Below are 18016 nucleotides of genomic sequence, written 5' to 3'. Positions count from 1 at the left end.
TCCTCCAGCGACCGACGATACCGCGAGGCTTCGTGTGTCCTACGTAGGCGTGGATATCGGGAGCCTGACCGTCAAGGTGGCGGTCGTGCGAGGCCGCGCCAGGGACGCCAAGGTGGTGCCCCACCAGGGCCGCCCGCTCGAGGTCCTCGACGAGCTGCTCGCAGGGGCCGAATTCAGGGACGCCGAGTACTTCGGCGTGTCCGGCCACCTGGGGCACATCCCGGAGGTCGCCGCCATCCAGCGGGCGCTGCGCGAGGCGGAGGGCGACTTCGACGCGGTGGCCTCGCTCGGGGGGGAGTCCTTCCTGGTCTACCTGCTCGAGGGTGCGAGCATCACGAGCGTCCTCTCGGACAACAAGTGCGCGGCGGGGAGCGGCGAGTTCTTCGTGCAGCAGATCGGCCGGATGGGGCTGGGATTGGACGAGGCGATCCGGCTCTCGTTCTCCGGCAAGGTCGTGCCGCTGGCCTCGCGCTGCTCGGTGCACTGCAAGTCGGACATCACGCACAAGCTCAACCGCAAGGAGGCCGCTCCCGAGGACATCCTCCACAGCCTCCAGGACAGCATGGCGAGCAAGGTGATCGCGCTCCTCGAGAAAGGGCAGCGCGAGCTCCGGCGCGTGCTCCTGATCGGCGGCGTGGCGCGCAGCGCGGCGCTCGTGGCGGCGCTGCGGGAGAAGCTCGCCGCCACGCGGTTCGTCGTGCTGCCGGAAAGCCCCTGGTTCGAGGCCTGGGGGAGCGCGTTGCTGGCTCGCGACGAGCCGCTCCACCGGTCGCCGAAGATCGCGCGCCAGCCGGATCTCGGCAGCCTCCCGCCGCTCCGCCGCTACGCGGACCGCGTGGAGTTCATCGCCGCGCCCCCCCGGCAGGCACCGCCCGACGGCCCGCTGGTCCTGGGAGTGGATGCGGGGTCGACCACGACCAAAGCGGTCCTGCTCGATCCGGCGACCCGCCGCGTCGTCGCATCGCACTACGCGCGGACGCTCGCCGACCCCGTTTCGGCGGCGCGCGAGTGCCTGCGCGCTCTCGCCGTAGAGGTCGGGAATCGCCCCGTCGGCCTCGCCGCCACCACCGGCTCGGCCCGGGAGCTGGCCGGCGCCTACCTGGGCACCGGCCACGTCTACAACGAGATCTCGGCCCACGCGGCGGGGGCGACGCACTTCGACCCCGAGGTGGACACGATCTTCGAGATCGGCGGCCAGGACTCCAAGTACATCCGGCTGCGCAACGGCGTTCCCGTCGACTACGCCATGAACGACGCCTGCTCGGCGGGCACCGGCTCCTTCCTGGAGGAGAGCGCCCAGGGCGATCTCGGCATCCCGGTCTCCGAGATCGCCGGCGTGGCGCTCGGCGCCCCGCTCCCCGCGCGATTCAAGGGAACCTGCGCGGCGTTCATCAACTCCGACATCCGCGCCGCGCAGCAGCAGGGCCACTCGCGCGAGAGCGTCGTCGCCGGCCTGGTCTACGCGATCGCCGACAACTATCTCAACAGGGTCAAGGGGCCGCGCCCCGTGGGCAAGAAGGTGTTCCTGCAAGGCGGGGTCGCCCTGAACCGCGCCGTCGGGCACGCCTTCGCCCAGATCGTCGACCGCCAGGTGGTGGTCCCGCCCGCCCCGGAGCTGCTCGGAGCGCTCGGCGTCGGGCTACTGGCCCTCGAGCGCGCCGGCGGCTCGCTCGGCGACGCGACCGACCTCCTGGCACTGGCCGCGCCGGAGATGAAGCTCGCCGGCCGGTTCACCTGCCGAGCCTGCAAGCTGTACTGCGGCATCGACCGTTTCGAGGTGGCCGGCCGGCGATTCCCGTTCGGCGGCCGCTGCAGCCTGTTCGAGAGCGTGTGGAAGAGGGAGGCTCGAACCGCCGCTGCACCCGACCTGGTCGAAGCGAGAGCCGATTTGCTGTTCGGCCGCTCCCTAGGCGGGACGGTGGAGCGGGGGAACCGCATCGGCATTCCGAGGGCGTTGACGACGCACTCGCTCTTCCCGCTGTACTCGACGTTCTTCGCCGCCCTGGGCATGGAGGTCGTGCTGTCCGACGTGGATCGGCGCGGAGAGCTGAAGTCTTATTCCGGCTTCTGCTTTCCCGCGCAGATCGCGCACGGCGCGGTGCTCGACCTCGCGCGCCGGGGGGTGGGCCTGGTCTTCCTCCCGCACGTGGTGCGCATGCCCCAGACCGGCCCCTGCAGGGACTCCTTCCTGTGCCCGATCACCCAGGCCGGCCCCTACTTCCTGGCCAAGGCGTTTCCCGACACGCGCTTCCTCTCACCGGTGTTGGATTTCGCCGGCGGCTACCGGTCCAGCTCGGCGCTCGTGGAGTCGGCCGTGCGCGATCTCGGGTTCCCCCGCGAGGCGGCCGAGCGAGCCTGGGCGGCGGCGGTGCGCGCCCAGACGGAGGTGGAGCGCGCGCTGAACGAGCTGGGGCGACGGGCGCTCGACGAAGCGGTGGCCGAGGGGGGGCCGGCGATCCTGCTCGCGGGGCACAGCTACAACGCCTTCTCGGCGGCGGCCTCGCAGTCGGTGGGAAAGAAGCTCTCCAGCATGGGCGTGAGGGTGATCCCCGCGGATTGCCTCGCGCCGGTCGGCGACGGGCCGACCGCGTGGCACTTCGCCAACCAGATCATGAACGCGGTGGCGCTGGCCAAGCGGAATCCCAACGTCTTCCTCGTCTGCGTGGGCAACTACAGCTGCACCATCGACGCGTTCACCCACTCGATGCTCGCGTCCGAGCTGGGCTCGAAGCCGCACCTGATCGTCGAGATCGACGCCCACACCGCCGATGCCGGGGTCCAGACCCGCCTCGAGGCGTTCCTCGACATCGTCCGGAACTACCGCGAGTCGCAGGCCACCCGCTCACGGCCCTTCACCCCGTGCCGGCTCGCGTCGAACGGGCGGATCGTCAGGTCGAACGGCGAGATCGTTCCGCTCACCGACCCGCGGGTCAAGCTGTACTTCCCCAACTTCTCCCGGTACCACGGCGAGGCCATCGGCGCGGCCGCTCGCTGGCTCGGCCTCAACGCGGGGGAGATCATGCCGCTGGACCGCGGCCAGCTCGACCGGGGCCTCCAGCACACGTCGGGCCGCGAGTGCCTCCCCCTTCCCATCTGCATCGGCCAGCTCCTTCGGGTCCACGAGGGGCGCCGGCCGGGGGAGATCGCGGGCTTCTACATGCTGCGCGGCGGCGCGCCTTGCGTCGTGGACTGCTACATGGGGTACTTCGAGCGGTTCATCGCGGAGCAGCGGCTGCCGGACCTCTTCCTCCTCAATCCAGGGCGGGACAACGGCTTCCTCGGGCTCGCCGAGGCGGCTCTGGCACGGCATCTGTCGGCGGCGATCCTGGCGGCGGACATCCTCGTGGAGATCGAGCAGGTCCTGGCGGTCGTCGGGGCGCCCGGCAGCGTCGCTCGGCTCCGGGGGGAGTGGTTGCGGCTCGTCAACGGGGCCGAGTCTCTCGAGAAGTTCCACGCCGGGCTGCCCGCGTTCGTCGATGGGCTGGCGGCGCTGCCGCGCTCGGGGGATCCCCTCGCCTGTCCGCGGGTCGTGGTGACCGGCGACTTCTTCACCCGCTTCAGCCCGTTGTTCATGGAAGGCGTCCACGAGCTCTACGCGAAGCGAGGCATCATCCTCAAGCCGGTCGACCTGAGCGACCTGGTCTTCTACGGCACCTATCAGGGCGTGGCGGGAGCGGCGCAGGGGTGGGGGATGAAGCCGGGCAGCCTGGCGATGGCCAAGGCCTGCACGAGGATCTTAAAGGCCGACGGGAAGCGGTACCTCAGGGACTGGCTCGCCTATCGTCTGGCGAGACGGATCGAGGACTACTACCGCGGGCTCTTCCGCCGGAGCGGGCTCCTCGTGGCCGGGGCGAACGACGTCTCGACGCTGTTCGAGAGTGCGTCCGAGCACGTCTCCCCGAGGATCTATGGCGAGGCCATCCCGACGGTGGGGAAAGGCCTCGAGGCCGAGGGCGAAGGTTACGACGGGATCATCGTCGTCGGTCCGTTCAACTGCCTTCCTTACCGGATCTCGGAGGCCATCCTGAGGCCGCTCAGCCTGAAGGGAGGCATGCCGATCCTGACCTACGAGAGCGACGGCTACCCGGTCCCGCCGTCGTTCGTGAGACAGGTGGACGTCCACATCCAGCAGGTGCTCGAGCACGCGGCGAGGAGCAACTGAGCGCCGGGGCGAGATTCCGCTCAGCTCCCCGACACCGGCACCGTCCCGTCCAGGATCGACACCTTGAGGAGGCTGTCCCCGACGCGGATCTCGTCCTCGTGGTCGAACTTGCGGCGGTCGACGCGGACACCGTTCAGGAACGTCCCGTTCGTGCTGGCGAGGTCCACGAGGTAGAAGTGCTCCGGGCCGAACATCTTGATCTCCGCGTGGCGAGAGGAGACCTTGGGGTCGGACAGGACCAGGTCGGCCTTGCCACGGCCGACGACGTAGCAGCCGCCCTTCGACACGTCGAACACCCTGCCCACGTCGGGGCCCTCGACGACGCGGAAGTAGATCCGCGTGTCGCCCGGCACGATCCCGGCCTTGAGGCGCGGTGCGTGGAGCCGCGGGTCGAGCTCCGTCCCGTCGAGGGGATCTTCCTTCTGGCTCACGATGCCTCCTTCTGCACGGCGCGGCGCCACTCCAGGTCGAGCTTGGGCCGCGGCCACGACCGCACCGACACGTCCAGCGCGTAGCGCTCCCCGGCGGCGACTTCCACGGAGAGCCTCCGGACGAGATCGAGCCTCCCGTCGCCGCTCGTGACGCGGACCGAGAGCTCGTGCGGGCCGGGAGGCAGCCTGAGCGAGTCCTCGTCCGTCTCCCGTCCGTACGACATCAGGCTCCTTCCCGCGATGGCGACCTTCTTCTTGCGCGCGGAAAGGGCCCGGCTCTTGACCTCGCTGCCGTCGGACCAGACCGTCAGGCGCCCGTCCCCGAGGCCGTGCTCGACGCGCATGCCGATGTTCTCCCGCAGCACGGACTCGTGGATGAACGAGCGCACGCGAGCCGCAGCGCTCGGGGCGGCTTCCACGTCGGGGGTCCGGCCCGATGACCGAAACCAGATGGCGCCGCCCAAGGCTCCCACGGCGAGCAGGAGCCCGGCGGCCGCGAGGAGCCGAGGCGAGTTCGCCTCCCGGCACGAAGCGGCGGACGCTACCACCGCGCGCCTCGCTGCCTCCGCGATCCGAGGTGCCCAGACCGCCGACCACGCGGCGGCGCGGGTGCCGGCCCGCTTCGAGCCGCCGGCGATCGCGGCCGCGGCGCGTACGACCCCCACCGCGGCGGCGGAGCCCCATGCCGCCGCCCGATGCTCGATCGCAACCGCTGAATCCGGAGCGGTCCCCTCCGCGGGCCTGGCCGCCCGATCCACGGCCGTCCGCTCCACGACGGTCTTCTCGAGCCGGCCGCCGTTCTTGGCGGGCGCCGTGGCCGACGCCGCGGCGGCACGGAGATCCTCCGCCATCTCCTGTCCCCACCGATGGCGGTGCGCCGGGTCCTTGGACAGGGCTTTCATGACCACGGCTTGCATGGCCGCGGTCAGCTCGGGGCGCAGGCGGCGGGGCGGCGTCGGCTCGACGTGGCAGATCGCGTAGGCGATGGAGGGGAGGTCCGCTCCGTCGAAGGGGCGGGCCCCCGTCAGGAGCGCGTACGTGACGGCGCCGAGGGAGAATAGATCCGCCCTCCCGTCCACGGCGCCGCCGCGGATCTGCTCGGGGGCGGCGTACGCCGGGGATCCGAGAAAGGCGCCCTCCCGGGTGAGGTCCGAGTCTCCGAGCCGGGCGATGCCGAAGTCAGCGAGCCGAACCCGGCCGGCGCCGTCCATCAGGATGTTCGCCGGCTTGACGTCGCGGTGAACGATCCCCTGGCGGTGCGCGTGGTCGAGCGCGTCGGCGACCTGCGCGGCCCAGTCGAGCACCCTGGCCGGGTCGGGGCGGACCCCTCGCTTCAGGTACGCGTCGAGGCTGCGCCCCTCGATGTATTCCATGACGATGAAGGGACGGCCGTCGTTCGCCTGGCCGACGTCGTGAACTGCGACGATGCCGGGGTGCGCGAGCCTCCCGGCGGCGCGCGCCTCGAGGAGGAATCGCCGTTCCCATTCCTCGCGCCTCGCGGGATCGAGGCCGTCGGGGACCCGGAGTAGCTTGACCGCCACCGTCCGGCCGATTCGAGGATCGTTGGCCTTCCAAACCTCGCCCATGCTCCCCGCGCCGATCTTCTCCAGAAGGGAGAAGCGACCGATTGCGGGGTGGGCGGCGACCTCCGGATCGGCTCTGGCCGAAGCGGCCTCGGTGACGTTCGCGGACACCCTGACCTCTCGGGACGAATCCCGAGAGGAAATCTAGGCTCTCGGAATCGTCGGTCAAGGCGCAACGGAGCCGCCACCCATTTGGGTCAGCCGTCGCGCAACCTCACCTGTCCCGGAGCCGTCGGACCAATGAGTGGCTGCCGGTTTAGGGGTGAACGAGCGAATCGTCTCGCGAAGGAAATCCATGGCGGCCTCCTCGCACTCCGATTTTCCGGTTAGGGCAGCGGATTATTTACTAATTAGTAAATATACTGAAAAGACCTAACCAAGTTAGAAAAACAAATTGTATGGGAGTTTGACCACGACGGTTGGAAGGACAGAATTCAATTCATGGTAAACACATTGTAGGCTCGGCGCAGGACTTTCTTTACCGGTCAAGAAAGCGCGACAAGTGCTAAGATGCGGCCATGGATTCCAAAAAGCCGAGGATTCCTCGAAAGCGATTCTCTCCAGACAGCAGCCTTCCGATTCACATCCGAATCGCAAGACGGCGGCGGGCCCTCGGCATGACCGGCCAAGACCTCGCCGACCGAGCCCGGGTGTCGCCGTCGTACATCTCGTTGATCGAGAATGGCGTCAAGGTACCGACCGAGGAGGTCGCGGAGGCGATCGCGGTCGCGCTCGGAGACGGCATCGAGCTCTACCGCGCCTGGGTTCAGTCCGGCCGGATCGGGGACCTCGAGGGCGCGTGGGCTCGCCTCCACAGGGCGAGACAGTACGCCAGCAGTCCGGCGCTGAGGCGTCGGCTCAGCAGCGGCGAGGATCTCGACGCCGTGGCGCACCTATCGCCGGGTCCGGCCGCCGAATCCGAGAGACCAGCGTACGCGATGGAGATGCCGTTCACGCAAGAGGCCAGGCACATCCCGCCTCTCTTGGTGGGGGCCGAGGCGGTGCTGAGTCTTTCGACGAATCCCGTTTCCGAGGCTGGGCCGGCCCTCGTAGAGGTGCCGGTCCTCCGCGAGTGCGCCGATCCAGGTGACGACCAGATCCCGCCCAATCTCGTCGTGGCGGTCCTCCGGCTGGACCCCCTCATCTTCGGTGAGCCTCCCGTTCGCCCCTTCGCCTATCGCCCGAGATACGAAGCGATAGCGCGGGTGCGCGACCTGTTCCAGCCGGGAGATTGGGTCGTTCTCGACTCGCGCCCAAAGGAGCTGGCGGCCGAGCATGTCCACGCCGTGCGGTTCCGGGAGCGAGTCATCCTGAGCCGCGTTCTTGCCAAGCGGGACTCGCTCCTCCTGCTCCCGTCCGAGGGCCGCAGCGACGTCGAGGTGGTGGACCTCCCGCCAGGAGAGCCGTGGGAGCGCCTCGTCGCGGGGTCCCTCGCGGTGACCATCCGTGGTGGAAGCTGACGGGGGGGCGGGGATCCCGGCTCCTGCGAAGATTGGCGGGTGGCAGGGGAGAGGCCTCAGCGTATATATAAGCTGCGCGAGCATGGACTGAATCTTTGAATTTCTATAAGTGAGGTTTCTTAGATGAACCGAACGACGAGGGTGTTGACCGTGGGTGGTCTTCTCCTGGCTCTCGCGCAGGGGTTGGCGATGGCGCAAGCGCAGGAGCAGGAGAAGACGGAACCGCCGAGCAAGGCGGTGTACGTGAGCGAGCCGGTGATTCCCACGCTCACCCCGGCGGTGAGAGACCTGCCCGACTGGAAGCCCGACCCGAGCCTGTTCGGCCTGGAGATGAAGCGGCGCGACGACTACGGCTTCATCCCGTTCCCCTACCCGATCGAGCCCAGGGTGGACCCGCTGCTCGAACTGAACCGGCTCGAGGGAGGGTTGCACGCGGACGGCTTTGACGCGCTCGTCCACAACTACGCGGGGCAGACCTCCTCGGCGTCGCCGCCCGACACCAACGGCGACGTGGGCCTCAGCCACTTCGTCCAGTCGGTCAACCAGAACGTCTCCACGGTCAGGGTGCTGGACAAGGCCACGGGCGCCATCTTGAAGACGTTCACCATGCAGTCGCTGACCACCGCCTCGCCGTGCCGGAACGGATTCTGCGACCCGGTCGTCCTCTACGATCGGATGGCCGATCGCTGGCTCATCACGGAGCTGCCCAGCAGCACCGGCAACGTTTGCGTCTACATGTCGACGTCGGGTGACCCGACGGGGACCTGGTACGCCTACTCGTTCCCGGTCGAGTCCGGCCTCACGGACTACCCCAAGTACGGGGTCTGGCCCCAGAACGGGAACGGCGGATCGTATCTCATGGGGGCGAACGCGGGATCGGGTTCCCGGGATATCTTCGCCTTCGACCGGGCCAAGATGCTCGCGGGGCAGCCCGCGACCTTCCAGAAGTTCTCCGTCGCGAACCTGCCGAATTCCGGATTCCAGATCGTCCTCCCGTCCACCGTCCAGGGGAGCAATCCTCCTCCGGACGGCGAGCCCGCGATCTTCATGCGCCCCCGCGACGACGAGGCCCAGACCGGGGCCAACACGCCGTCGTACGACCTGCTGGAGATGTGGGCGCTTTCGGTGGATTGGGGCACCCCGTCGAACTCGACGCTCACCCCGCTCCCGGCCATCCACATCAGCGACTACGACATGACCCTGTGCGGCATGGGGGGCGTCTGGGATTGCATGCCCCAGCCGGGCACCAGTCAGAAGATCGACCCGATCCGCGAGCCCCTCCACTTCCCCCTCCAGTACCGGAACTTCCTGGGCCGCCAGACGCTGGTCGGCAATTTCCCGGAGGACGTGGACGGGACCGACCATTCGGCCGTGCGCTGGTTCGAGGTCCGGAAGACCGGGTCCGGCGCGTGGGGCCTGTACCAGGAAGGTGTCATCGGAGGCGAGCCCGGCGTTCACCGCTCCATGGGCTCGATCGCGATGGACGGCTCGGGCGACATCGCGATCGGCTACACCCGGACCGGGGGGACGGCTCCCTACTACCCCTCCATCTATTACAAGGGGCGGCTGTCGACCGACCCGCTCGGCACCATGCCGCAGGGGGAGTTCGCGATCCAGGACGCCACCACGTCCAAGACGAACAACAATCGCTGGGGAGATTACGCGGCGATGGCCGTGGACCCGGTGGATGACTGCACCTTCTGGTTCACCACGGAATACGGCGGCTCGGGCGCCACCCGGGTGGCGGCCATGAGGTTCGACGGGTGCGGATGCCTCGCGACACCAGCGGCCCCGGCGGTGTCGGTCACTGCCCCGCAGGACAATCGGATCGACGTGAGCTTCACCGACTCGGACACCGCCACCATCACCCAGTACCTGGTGTACCGCTCCACCGTCTCCGGAGGCCCGTACGCCCTCATTGCCACCGTGCCCGATTCGAGCCCCGGCGTCGCGGATGGCCCCTCGTACACGTACCACGACGACACGGTGAGCGGAGGCAGCTGGTACTACTACCTGGTGCGGTCGAACGACGGCGGCCCGTGCACGTCGGCGGTCCAGAGCGAAGCCAGCGCGCAAGCGACGGGGCAGTGCCTCCTGGCGCCGTCCTTCACGGGCCTCGCGACCGTGGACAACCCCGGGAACACCACTTGCACGCTGAACCTGAGCTGGAGCCCGGCGACCTCGGTCTGCTCCGGGAGCGCGACCTACAACGTCTACCGGAGCACGACGCAAGGCTTCGTGCCCGCTCCCGCGAATCGGATCGCCACGGGCGTCTCCGGCACGACCTACGCCGACGCGATCGACATCGCGAGCGGCACGACCTACTACTACGTCGTCCGCGCGGTGGAGAGCGTCAACGGTGCCGAGGATACCAACACGACGCAGAAGAACGACTGGCCGACGGGACCGTTCTCGGTGACCAGCTGGACGGATATGTTCGAAGGTCCGCAGTCCGGCGGCGGCTTCGACCAGCCGGGCTGGACTCACTTCATCTTCAACGGTTCAACGAACTGGGCCTGGAGCACCTCCCAGAAGCACGACGGGTCGCACTCCTGGTACGCGGCCGACGTGGCGACGCGATCCGAGAAGGTGCTGGTGAGCCCCGCGTTCGGGGTAGGGACGGGCACGACCCTCACCTTCTTCCACACGTACGCCTTCGACGGCTCGAGGACCGATTGCTTCGACGGCGCCACGCTGGAGTACCTGATCGCCGGGGCGGGATCGTGGACCGTGTTTCCGACCGCGGATTTCACCTCCGGGGTCTACACGGGCACGATCAACCCGAACTTCTCGAACCCGATCGGCGGCGCGCCCGGCTGGTGCGGGGGCACCATCGGCCCGATGGGCCAGGTTGCGGTGAACCTCAGCGGCGACCCCGATCTCGCGGACAAGACGATTCAGGTCCGGTGGCACGAGGGCGACGATTCCACCACCGCCTCCTCGGGCTGGTACGTGGACACCGTGTCCGTCGCCAACGCGCGGACGGCCGCCACCTGCTTCACGGGAATCATCTGCACGGCTCCCGGCGCGCCGACCCTCACGGCCGCCACGGGCAACTGCGCGGGCGTGAGCCTGTCGTGGGACGCGGGGTCGGGCTCGACCGTCGCCTATGACCTGTTCCGGGGAACGGCGGCGGGCGGCCCCTACACGAAGCTGAACGGCCTGCCGATGACGGGAACGTCGTACACCGACGCCACGGCCGTGGGCGGAACTCCCTACTACTACGTGCTGCGGGGCGCGTGCGATCTCGGCGGCGTCACCGAATCGGGCTACGGCAACGAGCTGTCCGCGACCGCGATAGCCGAGGGGGGGGCTTGCAGCGACGGCAACGCCTGCACCCAGACGGACACCTGCCACAACGGCGGCTGCGTCGGAGCCAACCCCGTGATCTGCCCGGCGCCCGATCCCTGCCACGACGCGGGCACTTGCGTCACCGGCACCGGCATCTGCTCCAATCCGGCGAAGCCGAACGGCACCGCGTGCGACGACGGGATCCTCTGCACGGACGGCGACACGTGCCAGGCCGGCACTTGCGTGGGCGGACCGCTGATCCCCCCACCGGTCGATACGACCGCTTTCCAATTCGACAGCGACGCCTACATGAGCTGGTACCCCGTGGACCTGACCACGGGCTACGACGTGGTCCGGGGCTCGCTCGCGGCCCTTCGATCCGGCGGGTTCGCGGCGGCGACCAGCGTGTGCCTGGCCCAGGAGATCCCGGACACGTTCCTGTACGATTTCGATCTCCCTGCCGTGGGAACTGGATATTGGATCCTGGTCCGCGCCTACAGTCCTTGCGGGCTCGGGACCTACGACGACATGTCGCCGTCCCAGGCCGGCTCGCGGGACGCCGCCATCGCGGCCTCACCGAACGCGTGTCCGTGATCGGCCACTAGGGGAGCGCGCGCGAGCGCGCCCTCCGACCCCTGGAAGGGTGCGGACATGCGGGCCAGAACGAACAGGGCGCTGTTCCCTGGGGTGTTGCTGCTCGCCCTCGTCCCGGTGATGGCCGTGGCTGGGGAAGAGTCCAAGACGGAGCCGCACCGCCGGCCGGTCTACGTGAGCGAGCCGGTCGTGCCCACGGTCACGCCGGCCGTCAGGGATCTTCCTGACTGGACGCCCGATCCCGACCTCTTCGGTCTGGAGGTGAAGGATCGCGGGCACAATGGCTTCATTCCGATGCTCTACCCGCTGAAGCCGTCCGTGGATCCGCTGCTGGAGCGGCAGCACCGCGGGGCGCCGGGGTTGCCCGACTCGTTCGGCACCCCCCTTCATAACTATGCCGGCCAGTCCTCCGTCGTGTATCCCCCCGACACGAACGGCGATGTCGGCCCCGCCCATTTCGTTCAGGCGATGAACCAGGGGGTCTCCACGGTTCGCATCTATGCCAAGAGCACGGGAGCTCCCCTGAAGACCTTCACGATCGAATCGTTGGCGTCCGCTTCCCCCTGCAACAGCGGCTTCTGCGACTCGATCGTGCTCTACGACCGAATGGCCGACCGCTGGCTGGTCAGCGAAGGGTCGAGCGATGCGTCGATCTCAGGAGCCCTCTGCGTCGCCATCTCGGCGTCGGGAGACCCGTCGGGCGCGTGGTACTCGTACAGTTTTCCCCTGCATGACCTGCCGGACTATCCCAAGTACGCGGTGTGGCCTCAAAACGGCAACGCAGGGTCCTACCTCCTGGGAGTCAACAACGTCGATTCCGTCGACCACAGGGACCTCTTCGCCTTCGACAGGGCCAAGATGCTCGCGGGGCAGCCGGCGACGTTTCAGCAGTTCTCGGTGCCTGCCTTGCCGAACTTGGGGTTCCAGGTGGTCCTGCCGGGCACCCAGCAGGGGAGCACGCCTCCGCCCGACGGGGAGCCCGCGATCTTCGCGCGGCCTCGCGACGACGAGGTGCAGGACGGCGCGAGCACGCCGACCCAGGACCTCATGGAGATGTGGGCTCTTTCGGTGGACTGGACGACGCCCGAAAACTCCACGCTGGACCCGCTACCTCCCATTTCCATCGGCGACTACGACATGACCCTGTGCGGGTTGGAAGAGGACGGCTGGGCCTGCATGCCCCAGCCCGGGACGACCGAGAAGATCGACCCGATCCGCGAGCCGCTGCTTCATCCCTTCGTGTACCGGAACTTCGGCGACCACCAGACGCTGGTCGGCACCTTCGCGGAGGACGTGGACGGGACGGACCACGCGGCTCTCCGGTGGTTCGAGCTTCGCAAGCCGAGCGGCGGCTCCTGGAGCCTCTACCAGGAGGGAGTCGTCGGCGGCGAGTCCGGCGTGCACCGCTCGGTAGGCTCGATCTCGATGGACGGCTCGGGCGACGTCGCGATCGGCTACACCCGAACCGGCGACTCCGCGCCGTACTTCCCTTCCATCTACTACACGGGTCGCCTGGCGTCGGACCCGCTCGGCGCCATGCCCCAGGGCGAGCACGTGATCCAGGACGCCACCGACTCCCAGACCAACTCCTTCCGCTGGGGCGATTACGCCTCGATGGGCGTGGACCCGACCGATGAGTGCACGTTCTGGTTCACGACGGAGTTCGGAGGCTCGAGGCAGACCCGGGTGGCGGCGATGCGGTTCGACGCGTGCGGGTGCCCCGTCGCACCGGAGGCTCCCAGCGCGTCCGCGTCGGCTCCGCAGGAGAACCGGATCGACGTGAATTGGGACGACTCGAGCTCTGCCTCCACCACCTACTATCGTGTCTATCGTTCGACGGTCTCCGACGGCCCCTACGAGCCGATCGCAGCGGTGGCCGATTCCAGCCCGGGAGTCGCCGACGGTCCTTCGTACACCTACCACGACGACGCGGTGAGCGGAGGCACGCGGTACTACTACGTGGTGAAGTCCACCGACGGCGGCGCGTGCAGCGCGGCGAGCCCCGAGGTCGGTACGCTTGCGACCGGAGAGTGCCGGTTGGCTCCGACCTTCGCGGGCCTCGCGAGCGTGGTGAATCCGGGCGCCTCGACGTGCACGCTGAATCTGAGCTGGGCTCCAGCAACTTCCGCCTGCTCGGGGACCGTCACGTACGACGTTTACCGGGCCAAGGAGAGCTTCCTGCCGGCCCCGGAGAACCGGATCGCCACGGGCCTCCTCGGAACCAGCTTCAGCGACAGCGTCGATCTGATCGACGGCACGTCCTACTACTACTTCGTCCGCGCCGTGGACGCCAGCGACGGGTTCGAAGACGGGAACCGCGTCCAGCGGGTCGGCACGCCCACCGGAGCCCTCAACAACACGAGCTGGACGGACACCTTCGAGGGCTCGGGGTCGGGCGGTGGCTTCGACCAGGACGGCTGGACCCACCGCGCGGAGTCCGGCTCCACGGACTGGGTCTGGTCCACCGCCCGGAAACACGACGGGGCTCATTCCTGGTTCGCGGCCGACGTGGCGAGCACGTCCTCGAAGGTCCTGGTGAGCCCCGCCTTCGGCGTCGGCTCCACTACGACCCTGAGCTTCTGGCACACGTACAAGTTCGAGGGGACCGTTGGCCAGTGCCACGACGGCGGAACGCTCGAGTACCGCACGTCAGGGCAAGCTTATTGGACGGTGGTGCCGGACTCGGACTTCACGGCCGGCGGGTTCACGGGGACCGTCGATACGAACGGCACGAACTGGATCAAGGGTCTTCGAGCCTGGTGCGGGGGGACCCTCGGCACCATGAGCCGGGTCGAGGTGCATCTCGGCGGGGACGCCAACCTCCTGAACCACACCGTTCAGCTCCGGTGGCACGAAGGCGACGATGCGATCAACGCCTCCTCGGGCTGGTACGTGGACACGGTGACCGTCGACAACGCCATCCTGGAGGGGAGCGCCTGCACGACCGGCCTGGGAACCGTGACGGTCTCGAGCAACGGCCCCATTTGCGAGGGGGCGACGCTGAATCTGACCGCGAGCTACTCCCAGGACGGGGCGACGTACTCCTGGACGGGTCCGAACGGGTTCACGTCCGGTCTGCGGAATCCCTCGATTCCGAGTGCGGGTATGGCGTCCGGGGGGACCTACCATGTGACGGCGACGGGCGCTAATGTGGCGGACGGATCGACGGACGTGACGGTCGCTCCGGAGAGCACGAGCTGCCCGTGGGACCTCTGCCGACAGGGCGGGACCTGCCAGGCCGGTGCCTGCGTCGGCGGGACGCCGCTGATCTGTACGGCGATGGACTCGTGTCACGACACGGGAACCTGCGATTCCAGCACGGGCGCCTGCTCGAATCCCGCGAAGCCCGATGGCGCCGGCTGCAGCGACGGTAACGCTTGCACGGTGGGTGATGGCTGCCAGGCCAGCGTCTGTGTAGGCGGCGCTCCGGTCGTTTGCACGGCTCTCGATCCGTGCCACGACGCGGGCACCTGCAATGGCGGCACCGGCCTGTGCTCGAATCCACCGAAGTCAGAAGGCACCTCGTGCGACGACGGGATCCTCTGCACGGACGGCGACAACTGCCAGGCCGGCACCTGCGTCGGCGCTCCGATCCCGGGACCGGCCGACACGACCGGTCTCGTCTTCGACAGCGATGACTTCCTGCGCTGGTTCGATGTCGACCTGACGACCGGCTACGACATCGTCCGGGGATCGCTCTCGACCCTGCGATCCGGCGGATTCACGGAGGCGACCGAGGTCTGCCTGGGCCAGCACGTGGGCGACGCGTTCCTCTACGAATTCGATGTCCCGGATGTGGGCGCCGGATACTGGGTCCAGGTCCGCGCCTGGAGCCCTTGCGGGACCGGGACGTACGACGACCTGTCGCCGTCCCAGGCCGGCCCGCGGGATGCCGGCATCGCCGCTTCGCCGAACGCCTGTCCCTGATGCGCCGGCCGGGCGGCTACTCGTACCTTAGCGCGGAGACGGGGTCGAGCCGGCTCGCCCGGATCGCGGGATAGAGGCCGAATCCGACGCCGGTGCCGGCCGCGGCGGCGAGGGCGGCGACGATCGCCCAGACCGGGACCGCGGCGGGGATCGGCGTCATCGCGGCGACGAGACGTGCGATCCCCCAGCCCGCAAGCATGCCGAGGATCGCTCCCACGAGGGTCAGCAGCACGGCCTCGACCAGGAACTGGACCAGGATCTCCGCGCGCCTGGCGCCGGTCGCCCTCCTCACGCCGATCTCGCGCGTCCTCTCCGTCACCGCGATCATCATGATCCCGATGACGCCGACGCCGCCGACCATGAGCCCGATCGAGGCGAGCGCGATCATGACCAGGAAGAACGTCCCCGTGAACGACTGGAACGACTCGAGGAGCCTCGCCTGGGGGACGACGTCGAAGTCGTTGGGCTGCGCGGGCCGGAGGGAGTGCCGCTGGCGCATGAGCGCGATGACCTCGTCCATCGCCTCGTCCTGGGAGACGTCCCGCGACGGCTTGATGAGGATCCCGAAATCCTCCCAGAACATCCTGAAGTTGCGCGCGAGCGTCTCGTAAGGGACGACGAGCCAGGGCTGCTTTTCGCCGAGCTCCTGGAAAGCGTTCGGGGCCTCCCGATAGATGCCGATCACGTGCAGCCGGACGCCGCCGCCCACTCCGGTGACGCGAAGCTCCTTCCCGACGGCCGCGCCCGTCGGGAAGAGGCCTCGCACCAGCGCCTCGTTCACGACGGCCACGGCGCTCCCGGCGCGCTCCTCGGCCGCCGTGAAGTTCCTTCCCTCGACCATTTCGCCGCCATCGATCTCCGCCCATTCCTCGGTCGAGCCGATGATCGGGGTGTTCGGAACGCGCTCGCCCTTGTAGATCGCCGTCCCGGTGTCGCTGCTGCGGTAGCTCACGAGCCGGATCGCGTCCAGCCGGCGGATCGCCTCGGCGTCCGCCACCTCGAGCTTCGGCCGGTTCGCCCACTCGGGGGTCGAGCCGTCGGACACCACGATCCCGGCCGAGAAGTGGCGCATCACGAAGAACGTCTCCTCCCCGAGCTGGTTGAGCGCCTCCGCCACCCCCTGGTTGATCCCCTGCACGAGGGCCGAGATCGCCATGACCGCGGTGACCCCGATGGCCACGCCCAGGATGGTCAGGCCGGCGCGCACCTTGGCGGCGCGGATCGAGGCCAGCGCGATCCAGAACGATTCGGCGACGCTCGTGACGTTCATGCCGCCGTCCGCATCACGTCTCCTGCCGCAGGGCGTCGATGGGGTCGAGCTTCGCGGCGTGCCACGCCGGGTACAGGCCGGAGGCGACGCCGACCCCGCAGCCGAGCAGGAGCCCGGCGACGATCGAGAGAGGCGAGACCGCCGCGGGAAGCGGCGTCGTCGCCTCGATGGTCTTCGCGATCGCGACACCGAGCAGGATCCCGATCGCTCCGCCGAACCCCGAAAGGGCCCCGGCCTCCAGCAGGAACTGCGCCAGGATGTCCCGGCGCCGCGCGCCGACCGACCGCCTGATCCCGATCTCGCGGGTCCTTTCGGCGACGGAGATCAGCATGATGTTCATGATCACGATTCCGCTGACCACGAGGGAGATCCCCACGAGGCCGGGGAGCGCCGCGTAGAGGATCTTGCTGATCTTCGCCCAGGCGTCGAGGATCCCCGCGGAGGTGTCGATCCCGAAGTTGTTCGGCTCGGAAGGGCGGAGGTGTCGCCGGCTTCGCATGAGCGCCTCGACCTCGCCCATCGCGTCCTGCATCTCCTCCGGGCCGGCGGCCTTCACGGTGATCGCGTCGAGGAGCCGCGGCAGGTTGACGATCCGGCTCGCCGCGCTCGTCCACGGGGCGACCACGAACTTGTCGAGCGACAAGCCGAAGAGCTTCCCCTGGGACTTGACGACGCCGATGACCGTGAACCGCGTCCCGCCGAAATAGATCGGCTGGCCGATCGGGTCCTTCCCCTCGAGGAGCTTGTCCGCGATCTCGCTGCCGACCACGACGACGGGCCTGCCGAGATCCGCCTCCATCTGGGTGAAGGCCCGCCCCTTCTCGATCTCGTAAGCGCGGATCCGGAAGTAGTCGGCGTCGGCAGCCACGATTTGGACGCCGGGGGCGACCCGGCTTGCGTATCGGATCGCGGTCATGTCGCTCGACTCCGCGGCCATGATCACCGGCAGCCGGACCTGGTCGCGGAGGTAGCGATAGTCCTCGACGCGAAGCCGCGGCCGCCGGCGCCACGCGCGGATCGTCTCGTCGTCCGGCCTCGAGAAGACGACCGCGGAGCGGCGGCGAAGCGTGAACGTGTTCACGCCGAACACCTTCGCCGCGAAATCCTCGCGGACGTAGCGATCCATCCCGGCGACGATGGAGATCACCGCGACGAGCGAGGTGACGCCGATGACGATTCCGAGCAGGGAGAAGAAGCTCTTGAGCTTCTGCGCGCGGATCATCTCGATCGCGGAAGCGATGGCATCCGCCAGACGGAGCCTGCTGCCCCTCCCGCGCTCCACCGTCCCTCGTGCCACG

At 68.8% G+C, this 18016-nt stretch carries 8 protein-coding genes; 4 read left to right on the top strand and 4 right to left on the bottom strand.

Translation table 11 applies throughout. The annotated features are described in order from the left end of the window. Positions 1 to 34: 34 nt before the first annotated feature. On the top strand, positions 35 to 4162 hold the full coding sequence (locus LAO51_01465; GenBank protein MBZ5637405.1) for an acyl-CoA dehydratase activase: 4128 nt from the start codon (positions 35 to 37) through the stop codon (positions 4160 to 4162). Positions 4163 to 4182: 20 nt separating this feature from the next. On the opposite strand, the gene LAO51_01460 is transcribed toward LAO51_01465, so the two are convergent. Then, positions 4183 to 4593 carry an FHA domain-containing protein gene (locus LAO51_01460; GenBank protein ID MBZ5637404.1) on the bottom strand — a complete coding sequence of 137 codons (411 nt, stop codon included), beginning with the start codon at positions 4591 to 4593 and terminating at the stop codon, positions 4183 to 4185. Then, on the bottom strand, positions 4590 to 6287 hold the full coding sequence (locus LAO51_01455; GenBank protein ID MBZ5637403.1) for a serine/threonine protein kinase: 1698 nt from the start codon (positions 6285 to 6287) through the stop codon (positions 4590 to 4592). Before LAO51_01455 ends, LAO51_01460 begins: the two co-directional genes overlap by 4 nt. A gap of 506 nt (positions 6288 to 6793) precedes the next feature. On the opposite strand from LAO51_01455, the gene LAO51_01450 reads away from it, so the two are divergent. From LAO51_01450 to LAO51_01440, 3 genes are all read left to right on the top strand, one after another. After that, positions 6794 to 7636, top strand: coding sequence for a helix-turn-helix domain-containing protein (locus tag LAO51_01450; GenBank protein MBZ5637402.1), 843 nt, complete (start codon positions 6794 to 6796; stop codon positions 7634 to 7636). A gap of 123 nt (positions 7637 to 7759) precedes the next feature. Further along, entirely contained in the window at positions 7760 to 11521 is a 3762-nt protein-coding gene (locus LAO51_01445) for a hypothetical protein (GenBank protein ID MBZ5637401.1), read from the top strand. Between the two features lie 57 nt (positions 11522 to 11578). Beyond that, the gene (locus LAO51_01440; GenBank protein ID MBZ5637400.1) at positions 11579 to 15448 is read left to right on the top strand and encodes a hypothetical protein; all 3870 of its coding nucleotides are present in this window, start codon (positions 11579 to 11581) and stop codon (positions 15446 to 15448) included. A 16-nt stretch (positions 15449 to 15464) separates the two neighbouring features. On the opposite strand, the gene LAO51_01435 is transcribed toward LAO51_01440, so the two are convergent. Together LAO51_01435 and LAO51_01430 are read right to left on the bottom strand one after the other, a co-directional pair. After that, complete coding sequence (locus tag LAO51_01435; GenBank protein MBZ5637399.1) at positions 15465 to 16718, bottom strand: ABC transporter permease; 1254 nt, start codon at positions 16716 to 16718, stop codon at positions 15465 to 15467. A gap of 13 nt (positions 16719 to 16731) precedes the next feature. Beyond that, a complete protein-coding gene (locus LAO51_01430) occupies positions 16732 to 18015 on the bottom strand; it encodes an ABC transporter permease (GenBank protein ID MBZ5637398.1) in 1284 nt (427 codons plus the stop codon). Position 18016: the final 1 nt, after the last annotated feature.

It is taken from the genome of Terriglobia bacterium, from assembly GCA_020073205.1.
Taxonomy (GTDB): Bacteria; Acidobacteriota; Polarisedimenticolia; order Polarisedimenticolales; family JAIQFR01; genus JAIQFR01.
Note: the sequence above shows the minus strand (reverse complement) of the source record. Positions and strands in the feature narration are given on the sequence as shown.

Bases quoted from the DNA above. Each gene is read 5' to 3' on its own strand.
- LAO51_01445 (MBZ5637401.1), top strand. From the start codon at position 7,760: ATGAACCGAACGACGAGGGTGTTGACCGTGGGTGGTCTTCTCCTGGCT.
- LAO51_01450 (MBZ5637402.1), top strand. From the start codon at position 6,794: ATGACCGGCCAAGACCTCGCCGACCGAGCCCGGGTGTCGCCGTCGTAC.
- LAO51_01435 (MBZ5637399.1), bottom strand. From the start codon at position 16,718: ATGAACGTCACGAGCGTCGCCGAATCGTTCTGGATCGCGCTGGCCTCG.
- LAO51_01440 (MBZ5637400.1), top strand. From the start codon at position 11,579: ATGCGGGCCAGAACGAACAGGGCGCTGTTCCCTGGGGTGTTGCTGCTC.